The sequence below is a fragment of the Nocardia crassostreae genome (assembly GCF_001613405.1).
Classification (GTDB): Bacteria; Actinomycetota; Actinomycetes; order Mycobacteriales; family Mycobacteriaceae; genus Nocardia; species Nocardia crassostreae.
Window position 1 is genome coordinate 62,601 of the sequence record NZ_BDCH01000015.1, and the last position, 12,359, is coordinate 74,959.

13 protein-coding genes and 1 pseudogene are annotated in these 12,359 nt (G+C 67.3%); 8 read left to right on the forward strand and 6 right to left on the reverse strand.

Going from position 1 to position 12,359, the window contains the following annotated elements; all coding sequences use genetic code 11:
• Positions 1 to 57 precede the first annotated feature (57 nt).
• Positions 58 to 1,458 carry an MFS transporter gene (locus tag NC4_RS15475; protein WP_067538261.1) on the forward strand — a complete coding sequence of 467 codons (1,401 nt, stop codon included), beginning with the start codon at positions 58 to 60 and terminating at the stop codon, positions 1,456 to 1,458.
• A gap of 119 nt (positions 1,459 to 1,577) precedes the next feature.
• Positions 1,578 to 3,044 (forward strand): alpha/beta hydrolase, encoded by a 1,467-nt coding sequence (locus tag NC4_RS15480; protein ID WP_067538263.1) that lies wholly within the window; start codon positions 1,578 to 1,580, stop codon positions 3,042 to 3,044.
• Here the strand turns inward: NC4_RS15480 and NC4_RS15485 are convergent.
• The 5 genes and pseudogenes from NC4_RS15485 to NC4_RS15505 form a co-directional block, all read right to left on the reverse strand.
• Positions 3,039 to 4,076, reverse strand: coding sequence for an alpha/beta hydrolase (locus NC4_RS15485; RefSeq protein ID WP_067538266.1), 1,038 nt, complete (start codon positions 4,074 to 4,076; stop codon positions 3,039 to 3,041). The two genes, NC4_RS15480 and NC4_RS15485, sit on opposite strands and share 6 nt — an antisense overlap.
• A 45-nt stretch (positions 4,077 to 4,121) precedes the next feature.
• A complete protein-coding gene (locus tag NC4_RS15490) occupies positions 4,122 to 4,595 on the reverse strand; it encodes a carboxymuconolactone decarboxylase family protein (RefSeq protein WP_067538268.1) in 474 nt (157 codons plus the stop codon).
• A gap of 71 nt (positions 4,596 to 4,666) precedes the next feature.
• Positions 4,667 to 6,352, reverse strand: a pseudogene (locus NC4_RS15495) (MFS transporter).
• Between the two features lie 10 nt (positions 6,353 to 6,362).
• Positions 6,363 to 7,781: a condensation domain-containing protein gene (locus tag NC4_RS15500; RefSeq protein WP_067538270.1), complete on the reverse strand. Its 1,419-nt coding sequence runs from the start codon at positions 7,779 to 7,781 to the stop codon at positions 6,363 to 6,365.
• A gap of 35 nt (positions 7,782 to 7,816) precedes the next feature.
• Positions 7,817 to 8,749, reverse strand: a complete 933-nt coding sequence (locus NC4_RS15505) for a glucosyl-3-phosphoglycerate synthase (protein WP_067538272.1) — start codon at positions 8,747 to 8,749, stop codon at positions 7,817 to 7,819.
• A 535-nt stretch (positions 8,750 to 9,284) separates the two neighbouring features.
• Between NC4_RS15505 and NC4_RS15510 the strand changes: the two genes are divergently transcribed.
• Complete coding sequence (locus NC4_RS15510) at positions 9,285 to 9,803, forward strand: L,D-transpeptidase (protein ID WP_067538274.1); 519 nt, start codon at positions 9,285 to 9,287, stop codon at positions 9,801 to 9,803.
• A 9-nt stretch (positions 9,804 to 9,812) separates the two neighbouring features.
• Here NC4_RS15510 and NC4_RS15515 read toward each other — a convergent pair whose 3' ends face one another.
• Entirely contained in the window at positions 9,813 to 10,007 is a 195-nt protein-coding gene (locus NC4_RS15515) for a hypothetical protein (protein ID WP_084529165.1), read from the reverse strand.
• Positions 10,008 to 10,032: 25 nt separating this feature from the next.
• Here NC4_RS15515 and NC4_RS15520 point away from each other — a divergent pair, with 25 nt between their 5' ends.
• From NC4_RS15520 to NC4_RS15540, 5 genes are all read left to right on the forward strand, one after another.
• Positions 10,033 to 10,533, forward strand: coding sequence for a CGNR zinc finger domain-containing protein (locus NC4_RS15520; protein WP_067538294.1), 501 nt, complete (start codon positions 10,033 to 10,035; stop codon positions 10,531 to 10,533).
• Positions 10,534 to 10,596: 63 nt separating this feature from the next.
• The gene (locus NC4_RS15525; RefSeq protein WP_281186294.1) at positions 10,597 to 11,088 is read left to right on the forward strand and encodes an SRPBCC domain-containing protein; all 492 of its coding nucleotides are present in this window, start codon (positions 10,597 to 10,599) and stop codon (positions 11,086 to 11,088) included.
• Complete coding sequence (locus tag NC4_RS15530; RefSeq protein WP_067538297.1) at positions 11,085 to 11,447, forward strand: ArsR/SmtB family transcription factor; 363 nt, start codon at positions 11,085 to 11,087, stop codon at positions 11,445 to 11,447. Before NC4_RS15525 ends, NC4_RS15530 begins: the two co-directional genes overlap by 4 nt.
• Positions 11,440 to 11,883: an SRPBCC family protein gene (locus NC4_RS15535; RefSeq protein WP_067538300.1), complete on the forward strand. Its 444-nt coding sequence runs from the start codon at positions 11,440 to 11,442 to the stop codon at positions 11,881 to 11,883. The genes NC4_RS15530 and NC4_RS15535 overlap by 8 nt, the downstream gene beginning before the upstream one ends.
• 81 nt (positions 11,884 to 11,964) lie before the next feature.
• Entirely contained in the window at positions 11,965 to 12,354 is a 390-nt protein-coding gene (locus NC4_RS15540; RefSeq protein ID WP_067538302.1) for a hypothetical protein, read from the forward strand.
• The last annotated feature ends 5 nt before the right edge of the window (positions 12,355 to 12,359 follow it).

Sequence of the window (12,359 nt, forward strand, 5' to 3'; positions counted from 1 at the left end):
AAATCCTTGTCAAAGTTGCGTGGCACGAAGAATCAGCACGTCCATACCGTCTCCTCCATGCCACGAAATGGTCTGATCCGTACCCCGTTCCCCGAGTCACGCGCGCGGCCCGCCCACCCGGTCGCCCAGCGCAGCCTGCTCGCCGTCATGTGCGCCTGCGTCGGCCTCGTGGTCGGCATGGTCGCCGCCGTCAATCTCGCCGTGCCCATGCTCGCCGCGAGCGATCTGCGTCCCTCCGCGTCCGCCTTGATCTGGATCGTCGACACCTATGTGATCTGCTTCGCCTGCCTGGTGATTCCGGGCGGCGCCGCGGGAGACCGCTTCGCCCGCAAGGGCGTTCTGCTCACCGGGCTGGCCTTGTTCGCGGCGGGGGCGCTGCTCTCGGCGGTGGCCCCGACCGTGCCCGTCCTGCTCGCGGGCCGGGCGATCACCGGAGTCGGCGCGGCGGCGGTGCTGCCCAATACCCTCGCCATCCTGCTCCACGCGGTGCCCGCCGAACGCAAGGGCGCGACCATCGCGGCCTGGGCCGCCATGACCGGAATCGGCGGGGTCGTCGGCAATGTGGGCGGCGGGGCGGTGCTCGCGAGCGGATCGTGGCGCTGGCTGCTCGTCGCCGCGTCCTTCGCCCTGCTGCTCGGCATTGTCGACGGTCCGGAAGCGGGCTGGGGCAGCGCCCTCGTGGTCACCGGGTTCGTCAGCGCGGCAGTCCTTTTCGCGGCGTTGACGCTCGTCGAGCTGAAAGTCGAGCACCCGCTGCTCGATCCCCGGCTGCTCCGCATTCCCGCGCTGCGCAGCGCCTGCCTGGGCATGACCACGGTCTTCTTCGGCATGTTCGCCCTGTTCTACGTCAATGCCTCGTTCCTGCAGTACGGCAAGGGATTCGGCGTCCTGCAGACCGGTCTCGGCATCATCCCGCTGACCGTGCCGATCATTCTCGGCGCGCGGTACGTGGCACGCCTGTCGCAGCGCATCGGACTGGACGCCACCACCGCCCTGGCCTTCCTGTTCGTCGGCGGCGGGCTGCTCGGGCTGTCCACCACGGGCGCGGACACGCCCTACGCGGTCTACGCCGCCTGGCTGGTCGTCACCGGAATCGGTGTGACACTGGCTCTTCCGACCCTCTCCGGGGTGATCGCGGGATCGCTGCCCGCGGCGCAGGCCGGGGTCGGCACCGGATTGCAGGCCACCACGCGCGAATTCGGCAGCGCTTTGGGCGTAGCCGTCATCGGCACCATTCTGACCGCCCGCTTCGCCGACGCCCTGCCCGCCGATATCCGCGCGAGCCACGATCCGCACACGGTGGCCCAGGCGCTCGCCGCCACGACCCCCGATCGCTCGTCCGAGGTCATCGGCGCATTCGTCACGGCCGCGGACACCGGATTCCGGGTGATCGGCCTGGCCGTGCTGATGCTCGGCTGCCTCGTCGTCGCGCAGTCGCTGCTGTCGCGGCCGCGCTGACGGATCGTTCTCGAGGATGACCGCGATTCCCTCCGCCGGGCGACGTGCCCGGCGCGGCGGGCCGCGCATACTCGAACGGTTCCCAGCGAGACCTACTCCGGGCAGGGAGAAGGAGTGCTGTGCGAATCGGGCTGCGGTATGGGCTGGCCTCGGTGAGCGTCCTGGTGGTCGCCGCGTGCACAGGTCAACCGGTGAGCACCACGCCCGTGGGCCCGCCGCCACCGGCGTGGTCGCCGTGCACCGGCGTGAGCGACGGCGAACGAATCTGGGAGTGCACGACCATCACCGCACCCCTGGACCATGGGAATCCGGAGGGCGGGACCATCGAACTCGCGCTCATCCGGACCCGGACGGCCGATCCGGCGCGGCGGATCGGATCGCTGGTCTACAACCCGGGCGGACCCGGTGGGTCCGGATTCGACACGGTGCTCGGGATGGCCGGACGATTGGGCGGGGTGCTGGATCGCTACGATCTGGTGTCCTGGGATCCGCGCGGCGTCGGCCGCAGCACGGCCGTGCGATGCGCGGAAGCGCCCCTGCCGGACCGGGTTCCACGCACCGATGCGGAATGGGCGGCCCTGGACGACACCAGCCGCGAGTTCGCCGAATCCTGCGTCACGGGCTCCGGTTCCCTATTGCCGCGCATCGGGCTGTTCGATTCGGCCCGCGATCTCGACCTCATTCGCGACGCGGTCGGCGACGAGCGCTTGAACTTTCTCGGCGTCTCCTACGGCGGTCAATTGGGCGCGGCCTACGCCACCCTGTTCCCGCAGCGCGTCGGCCGGATGGTCCTGGATGCTCCGGGAACGCCCCTACGCACTTTCCGACAGAGCCTGCTCGACCAGTCCAAGGGCAGCGAGCGCGCCTTGCGCCGATTCCTCGAATGCTGCGTGAGCGCCGGATCCTGCCCGCTCGGCGACTCCGGCACGGCGGCCCTGGAAGGGTTCGACGCATTCCTCTCCCGCCTCGATTCCGCACCGGCGCCGACCGATCGCGGCGAACCGCTCACCCGCGCAACGGCTCTCGCGGCCGTCGGCCTCGGCATCGCCGCGCCCGAGACGTGGCCGCACCTGAGTACGGCACTCGCCGAGGCGTATGCGGGCGACGGCAGTGCACTCATCGGTTACGCCGACGTTTTCGCAGGCCGCCGCGCCGACGGCACTGACAACAACTTCACCGCCATCAATACGGCCGCCAACTGCGCCGACTATCCGGACAGCTACACCACCGACCAGGTCCACGCCCTATTGCCCGACTTCGCCCGCGCGTCACCGCGTTTCGGCGAGCTCACCGCGCTGCGTCTGGTCGAATGCGCGCACTGGCCGGTGTACGGCGTGGGCCGCGACCGCATCGACGGGACGGGTGCGGCCCCGATCCTGCTCATCGGCAATACCGGTGACCCGCAAGCGCTCTACTCCTGGGTCACCGAGCTGGCCGAGTCGCTGGCCTCGGGCGTGCTGCTCACCTATCGCGGTGACGGTCACGGCGCGTACGGCGGCGTCGATGCGTGCGTGGATCGCACGGTCAACGCCTACCTGCGCGACGGCACCGCGCCACCGGCCGGGACGCGGTGCCCCGCATCATGATCCGGCGTGCTCAAGCCGACGCACCAGCCACGCCAGCGACATCGGATACCGGTAGTCGATACCGCCGTGCCCGGCGTCGAACAACTCGAAATGAATGGTCTCCGGCTCCACCTCGCTGGACAGCAGCGCATTGCGGAACGCCTTCGCGCCGATATCGAGATACCACTCGTCCCGGGTACCGCCGTCGATCCAGATCGCCCGCATCGACCGCAACGCCTCGGCGTGGCCGGGTACCATGCGCACCGGATCCCAGGACAGCCACCGCTGCCACACCTCGGGTATCAGCACCCCGGTGTCGGTGTCGAACGGCAATTGCGGCCGCCCGTCCACCGCGGGCGAGAAGCAGGCCGCGACGCCGTAGAGAGTGAGCAGATCCTCGTCCTCGGGCCTGGTGAACGACACGCGCCCTTGAAATTCCTCCCACCAGCGCTCGATATCCCCGTCGTACTGCCGCAAATGCCGTACGGCAGTAGCGAATTCGGGAATGTAGCAGAACTCGTAGAGCGCGTCACCGGCATGAGTGGCCAAGGCCCCGAACAGATCCGGCCGCAGCATGGGCGTGATCATCGCCCCGAATCCGCCGCTGCTCTTACCCATGATGGCGCGATGATCCCGATCGGCGCGCGTGCGATAGTTGGCGTCCACCCACGGTACGATCTCCTCGCACAGGTAGGAGTGGTAGAGCCCGGTCCCGGACGAATCGACGAACTGACTGCCGCCGTAGGCCGTCCACGCGTCCACGTAGACGAGGATGGCGGGCGGCGCCGCCGCCGTGGCGAACACCTCGTCCGCGGTTTCGATGAACGGGCGGCGGAACGGCATACGGTTCCGCCACATCTGCACATGCCCCGAATACCCTTGGATCACATAGACAACCGAGTACCGGCGATCCTCGTCCTCGTCGTATCCCGGCGGCACATACACCCAGAGCGGACGCTCGTGCGGGTCCTTCAGCGGGTTGTCCCGCAGCAGCGCACTGTCGAAAACGTGTTCGTCGAGTCGTCCGGCAAGTTCCGCAGACCATGGCAGCATCCACCCGACGGTAGTACAGCCCCGCCGCTCCCGGGTGGAGTCTCGCTACCCGAACTGGCCGACCCGGTACTCACCACCGATCTGCCGGGTGATCACATTGACCCGGTTGAAGGCGTTGATATTGGCGATGAGCACCACCATCGCGCTGATCTGATCCGCGTCGTAATGCCTGACGACATCGGCCCACACCTCGTCGGTGACCCCGCCGGACGCATCGGCGATCCGGGTCCCCTGCTCGGTCAGTGCCAGCGCGGCCCGCTCGGCCTCGGTGAACACCGTCGCCTCACGCCAGACCGCGACCAGATTGAGCCGCAGCGCATTCTCGCCCGCATGCGCGGCCTCCTTGGTGTGCATATCGAGACAGAATCCGCAGCCATTGATCTGGCTGGCCCGCATGCGCATCAACTCCTGCGTCGCATAGGGCACGGTCGAATCCGCGACCACCTTGCCCGCCGAGGCGAGGTACTTCAGGGATTTGGCCGCCATCGGGTTCTCGAACAGATTCATTCGTGCTTCCATCGTTCGCTCCTGTCGTCGGGATGCCTACACCTGTCCGACGAGACGGCACGCCGGAATGACAGGCTCCGCGATTACGAAGCGCCGCTGCGCTTTCGGCGTCGAATCAGCAGCGGGAGGCTCGTCAGGGAGACGAGCACGAGCAGGACGGCCACCGTCACCCGGAAGGCGGTGACGGTGGCCGTGCCCGAGAGACGTTGCGCGGCGGCCTGAACCGTCGGGGTCACCTGCTCGGCGACCTTGGCGGCGCCGGGTTGCTGTTGTGACGCACCGGAGTGGTCACAGCCGTCGGGAGTGCGCTCGGGGGTGGGCGATTGCAGTTGCAGGGTCGCGCACCGGGCGAACTCATTGGCGATGGTCGGGGCGAAGGGGGTGATGGCGGTGGTCTCGCATTGGAGTTGGTCACGCTCCTGGCTGACCGCCGCCGGGGCCGCGACCGCGATGGCGTGGAAGAACAGGATGCCGATCAGCGCCACGCCGAGGGAGTTTCCGACCTGCTGGGCGGTGGGCACCAGGCCGGAGGCGGAATCGATGAATTTCGGCGGAACGGCCGCCACCACCGCGATCTGCAAGCGCGCGGCCGCCGCGCCAACACCCAGGCCGCCGAGGATCAGCGGGACGAACAGCACCGGCCACGACAGGGTGGCGGGTGAGGGTTCCAGGGCCAGGAGCCAGCCGATGAGCAGGACACCGAACAGGACGGTGCCGATGCCGATCAACCGGTTGCCGAGCAGGCCCGCCAATCGGGGCGCGGACAGCGCGCCGATGACCGCGCCCGCCGAGAACGGCAGCGTCGCCACTCCCGTGCGCAAGGCACTGTAGCCGAGCCCGAACTGGAGCGAGACCGACATGGTGAACAGGTAGGCGCCGAACACGCCGTACACCACCAGGCAGGGCAGGATCCAGCCGAGAAATCGTGGCGCGGCGAACAATCCGGGATCGATCAGCGGGGACCCGCCGCGCGCCGCCACCCGGCGCTCGTGGACGACGAAACCCGCGAAGATCACCGCCGAGGCCGCCAGCATGGCCAGAATCGGTGGCGACCATCGGTGTTCGCGGCCGATGGAGAGCCCGTAGATGAGCAGGAACAGCCCTGCCGTGGCCAGCACCGCGCCCACCGCGTCGAGGGCGCACCGCTCGCGCACCACCGTGCCCCGCAGATGCCGGGCGGCCAACGCCAGCGCCACCGCGCCGGGAATCAGATTCACCAGGAAGATCGAACGCCAGGACAGGTCCAGGGGATTCGCGCCCAGCAGCACGCCGCCGATGAGCGGTCCCAGCATGGCCGCGGTGCCCGCGGTCGCGCCGTAGAGCGCGAAGGCGAGATTGCGGCGCGCGGTATCGGCGAACCGGGCGCTGATAATGGCGATCGGTTGCGCCGATACCGCCCCGGCCGCGGCTCCTTGCAGCACGCGCGCGGCAATGAGCGCGAGCGGAGTCGGGGCCAAGCCTCACAGCACCGAGGCCGCGACGAACACCGCGAGCGCGGCGGTGAAGAAGCCGCCGCGGCCCCAGCGCATCCCCAGGCGCGCACTCGGCAACAGCGCGCACGCCAGGGCGACGGTGTAACCGGTCAGCATGAGCGATGATTCGGCCGAACTGGCCCCGAGATCGCGGACGATATCCGGAATCGCGACGGTCACGATCGTCGCGTCGACCATTTGCATGAATACGGCGATGAACACCGCCGCCACCCCGGCCCACACCGTGGAATTCCGTGTGGGACGCGGGGTTTCCAGGGGAATGTCGAGTGCGCTCACGAATGGTCCGTTACGCGACGTCGCGGGAGAGCGGACCGGTTCCGGAATGCGCGATGGATTCCATGACCCGGGTCAGTACATCGCAGTAGCGCGTCATCGCGCCGCCCGCGAGCGGGGTGTCCGGGAACAGCGAAGCCGCCCAGATCATATCGTCGGTGCGCTGCACCCACGTGTACACCTCCTCGGAGGTGCCCCGGCTGCCGAAGAACGAGAAATCGAGTGCGGAGAACAGCTCGGCGCCGGGCAGTTTCCGCAAATCCAGGAACGACAGCATGGGCGCCACCCAGCCGCGCCGCACATGGAATCCCTCGTGCTCCTCCAGCAATTCGACGACGCGATGCAGGGAGACATTGGACAGCCATTTCCCGGAGGAGAAGGCCGCATCGGCGCGCTGCGCCGTCGCGGCGAAGCCTTCCGCGGGATCGAAGTCGAAGGCGATCGGAATCAGGCTGGCGTACCAGCCGACCGTGCGTTGCTCGGCCGCACCGGCGCGAGTGTTCTTCGGCGAGAGATTGAAATAGCTGGTGCGACCCGACAGCTCGTAGTCGGCATAGGCGGCCGCGGCGAAGACGCCGGACACCAATCGCACGCCCGCCCGGGCGCATTCGTCCTCGAATGCGTCGGCCGCGGGGCCGGACAACAGGACCCGCCGATCCGAGGCCGCCGAGGCGGACACCGTCGACTCGGGATCCTGCAGCGCCAGCGGGAAACTGGGCAACCGGCCGCCATTGGCCCGGATGCGCTCCGCCCACTGCGTGATCTGCGGCGACTGCTCCACGAGCCGCGCGGCTTCGGCGCGCTCGCGTTGGCAGTACTCCCGATAGCTGGCCACCGGGACTTCCGCCAGTCGGGTGGCGGCGGTGGGATCGAAATACAGCTGCACGAGTTCACCGCTGATGATGCCGCCGGAAACGGCATCGGTATTGAGGTGATCGCAGGCCACCACCACGGTGAAGGAGCCGCCGTGATCCGTGATCGCGAAGGTGAAGCAATCCCAGCTGGTCGGGCCGGGCGTCACCCGCTGCAGAATGCGGCTGATCAGCAAGCCGTCGATCTCACCCCAGGAATCGGCGACGAGATCGATATCGTCGGCCTCCAGCACGCGCCGCTGGATGTGGAGATCGCCGTCGATTTCGAACCAGCTGTGAAAGGCGTCGTGGCGGCGCACGACGGCGGTGGTGGCGCGGACCAGCGCCGCGATATCGGGTTCACCCGTGAGCGTGAACGCGCACAGGATCAACCGGTCGAAGCGCCCGCCCGTCTGCTTGGCGGTCCGGGCCATTTCCAGATAGGCGTCCTGCTGGAACGACGGTGGTGTGGCATCGGCGCGTGCGCGGATGGCCGCGGCGCGCGCGTTCTCGGTGGGACGGATGATCGTCAACCGGCCGCCCTTGGGGCGCCAGTCGTCGATGAGCCCGCTCTGCATCATGATCTATTTCCTCCTTGCTTTTTCCAGAGCGGTTTTCAGGACGCGATCCGCAGCAGCGAATTCATCGGCGGCCGATGCTCGGTATGCAAGTCGGATTCGCGCGGCGCGAAACCTTCGGCGCCCAGCGGGAACTGGACGATGCCCGCGCCGGAATCGGGCAGTCCGCACCGTTCCAGCGCCGTGGCCATGATTTGGCGACTCATGACGCCCAATTCGTGCAGCGGCCGATTGCGGTGTTTACGCACACCAAGGTCCACCTGCCCGATAGCCGAGGCGCCATAGCGGTCGTACACATCGATCAGCAGACCGATTTCTACGCCGTAATGCGGTGCGAAGCAGAGGCGTTCGAGCGCCTCCCGGGTCGCGGCGTATTCCCCGCCGAGGGGTTGCACCACATGCCGCAGTCCAGGCCGCAGCGCCGCCAGCAACGGCCGCGCCACGAGTTCGGTCACCCGGCCGCCGCCGGATTCGTCGAAGGTTTCGCCGACCAGTAATGGGCGGCGGTAATAGGCCTTGCTGAAGACCAGGGATTCATCCAGCAGCAGCGGCCCGATGAGTTTGGGGACGAATTGCGGATCGGGATCGATGAGATCGGAATCCATGAACATCACGATGTCGCCGGAGGCCACCGCCAGGGATCGCCAGAGCACCTCGCCCTTGCCCGGGACGGGCGGGTGCTCGGGCAATACCGCTTCGCGGCTCACCACGGTCGCGCCGGCAGCGGCGGCGACGCGCATCGTGGCATCGGTGGATCCGGAATCCATGACGATCAATTCGTCGACCAGACCGGGAGGGAGGGAGCGCACCGCGTGGACGACATCGGCCACCGTGGCTTCCTCGTTCAGCGCCGGGAGAACGACCGAGACGGTCCGTCCTCGTTTTGCGGCGATCAGGTCGTGCGCGCTCCAATGCGGTGCGGACCAGGTGCGAATATCGCCGTGGAACTCGTTCACCAACAGATCGGCCATTTCGACCACCTATCAGAAGAGATGTACTTTTGGAGAGGTGCCGGGCGAACCGCAGACTCGCACTCATTGCGAACCACGGCAAGGGTTTTCGGAAGTGGTCGCGATCACTTCATTGCCCGGTGGATGTGGGGATTCGAGAATCGCTGCGTTGCGATGATCGGACAGTACAACTCGTTCGCACGGCTAGCTATCCGAGATATGAAACTTTCAGGTGGAAGTAACCTGCCATTAACCAATATGGGTATAGCTCAGGAAATTCGGGCATGTCGGGTGGATAGGGCAGTGACGGCAATCGCACTGATCACGAAAAGTGACTCCATATGCGCCATTTAAATCGTTCTGATCATTTTGACGAAATCCTGACGGGAATGGCTCATTTACTTACTTTTGTCGAGCGCCCTGTACACGACGGCTCGCGTTGATCACAGTTCTCGATCGAAATGCCCGTCGGCGATCGGATCGATCGCAAAACCGACTGCTGGGCAGTATGATTGAACGTCTCCGAAGTTCTGCCGATCGAAAGGCTGGACGCGTCATGGGCAGTAAACACACTCGTACCTGGGCGGGGCGCCTCGCGATCCTCGCGGGTGTCACGGCCGCGGGCTTCGCCACTGCGGGCCCGGTGCAGGCCGAACCCCTGTGGCCGGGCGGTCCCGACATCCCGGGCGTCCCGGCCATCATTCCGCCCGCCCCGGCGCCGCCGGTCATCGCCCCGTGCTCGTCGGAGGCGCGGTTCTGCCTGCGGCTGTCGACCAATGAGGGCTGGCTCATGGAGGACGGGCGGGTCGTCTACGGCCCGACCCCGATCTCACACGGCAGGCCCGGCTACCGCACCAATGTGGGCACCTTCGATGTCGACTTCAAGCGCGAGGACCACTGGAGCACCCTGCACCACGTGCCGATGAAGTGGGCGGTGTTCTTCGACGGCGATATCGCCACCCACATCGGGCCGATCCAGGAACAGTCGCACGGCTGCATCCGCATGACTCCCGAAGGCGCGGAGCGCACCTTCTACCACCTGAATCCGGGCGATATCGTGCAGGTCGTGCCGTAGCACCGACACTCAGTTGAACTCCCCTGCGCCACTGCGGGTTTCGCCGTGCGCGTCACCGAACGCGCTGCTGCCCGCGGTGGCCAGCACCACCTCGCTGTCCTGAATCAGCCACTTGCCGCACACACAGCGCAAGTAGCGAACGGTGCCGTGGGCGGAGACGAGCGCCGGTTCGGACCAGGAGCAGGCGGGGCAGGTAGCGGACATGGCTCCACCCTGATGTAATGAGCTAGTGCATTTCAACCCTTACGGGGGCGTCGCGGCGGAATTGGCCACCCGCCTGGTGAACGCCGGTCCGGATGAGGACCTCGGACAGCTGCTGGCCGAATCGGATTACAAGCCACTGGGTCCCGTCGACGCCCGCCAGGATGCCGAACTCCGTTCCTGGATAAGGGAACTCGACGCGGTCTTCGCGCAGCCGTCGGTCGAACTGCTCAATGCGCTGCTGGCGAAAACCACCAGTCGCCCCTACATCTCCACCCATGACGGCCGCGGGCCGCACCTGCACTATTCCGACGAAACCGCGCCCGTGGACGAACGAGTGAAGGCGTACACCGCCTTCGGCCTGGCCGCCCTCTTCTGCGAGGATCCGGCCCGCATCGGCCGCTGCGCCCGCGCGGGCTGCGACATCGTCTTCGTCGACACCTCCCGCAACGGCCGCCGCCGCTTCTGCTCCACCCGCTGCTCGACGCGGGTGCACGTGGCCGATCACCGCCGTCGGCAGCTCGCCTGACCTGGCCTTCCTCTCCATAAGCAACCAATGGTTGCGCTTCGCCGCGCATCCGGCTACCGTGATGTGCAACAAACGGTTGCACTTCTTGGAAGGATTACGAGCATAGAATACGGCAGCATCGAACGTGAGATTCATGTCGACGCCTCCCCCGATGTGGTGTTCGAGGTCGTCAGCAAGCCCGAGCACATCAAGGAATGGTGGTCCGACGACGCCTCCTTCGAGTCGAAGCCCGGGGCGGTCGGCGAACTGGTCTGGGGCGATCGCGTGGATGTCGAGGGCATGATCGTGGTGGAGGTCGATCCGCCGTGCTTGTTCTCCTTCCGCTGGTGCTATCCGGACAGCACGGTCGCCGACGATGCGAAATCGCTGCTGGTCACCTTCGAGCTCACACCGGTCGGCGCGGGCACCCGGATCCGGCTGACCGAAAGCGGGTGGCGCGAGCGAGGCTGGGAGGCCGCGCAGCTCGAGGAGATGTACCGCGAGCACATCAGCGGCTGGGACACCTTCGTCCCCCGGCTCGGCGAGTACATCGCCCGGCTGGTGTCGACCCGATGAGCACCCTTGTCGACGACGATCTGTGGTCCGCCATCGGCGACCCGACCCGTCGGCGGATGCTCGACCTGCTCCTGGCGGCCGGCGATGGCACGGCCACCACGCTCAGCGAGCAACTGCCGGTGACCCGGCAGGCCATCGCCAAACATCTCGGCGTCCTCGACCGCGTAGGCCTGGTGCATGCCGCGCCCGCCGGTCGGGAAAAGAGGTACCGCGTGGACGAGGCGCAACTCGCGCGTGCCGTCGCACAACTGTCCTCGGTCGGGGCGGCCTGGGATGCCAGGCTGCGCCGCATCAAGAGCATTGCCGAGGCCATTCAGCGCGCCACAGCAACTCCGGAGAGAGACAACGACAATGGTTGACATCCTGCACAAGGTCGGCATCAAAACCCCCGCGTCCGAGGTCTACACCGCGCTCGCCAGCCCCGCGGGTCTGGCGAGCTGGTGGACCACCGACACCACCGGCAAGGGCGAGGAGGTCGGCGGCGAGCTCCGATTCCGCTTCCCCGCAGGCGGATTCGATATGAAGGTCCGCGAGCTCGCACCGGGCAGCCACGTGCTGTGGGAGGTGATCGACGGCCCCGAGGAGTGGATCGGCACCCACATCGACTGGAACCTTTCCCAGTCCGGCGATTACACCACCGTGCTGTTCAAGCATCAGGACTGGAAGGAGCCCGTGGACTTCATGCACCACTGCAGCACCAAATGGGCGACCTACCTGGTGAGCCTCAAACAACTCCTCGAAACCGGCAAGGGCGCTCCCAGCCCCGACGATCTCAAGATCGACCATTGGGACTGACCGGGATCCGAGTATTTCTACCGGCCGACATGGGTGTTTCCGCCATGCCCGGCCCGCCCGCACCCGCCTACGCTGCGGAGCATGTCGCATGCTCCGCAGCACCCGTGGACACCCGCCCCTTCGAAACCCGTCGCCTGGAAAGAAGCCCTGTGGGGCTCCCTCGCCGCCATCGTCGCGGCCCCTTTCGCAGCGGCGATCGTCGCCACCCTCTACCGATTCCCCGTCCCGCTCTCGGACTACGTCTACGGCCTCCCCGGCGCCCCCGCGGCCGCCATCGGAAGCCTGTTCTACCTCCTGCTCGGCGGCGCGTTCGTACTCGGAATCCTCGGCGCCGCAGGCAGTTACCTCACCGCCCGCTTCTCCCGCGACCCGAGGCAGGCCCGTGTGCTGACCCTCGCCGTGGGCCTGATCGTCGCGCTGCTCGGCGCGGTGTCCCTGGCGGTCCTCGAACTCTTCGTCGGCGCCTGGTAGCCCGG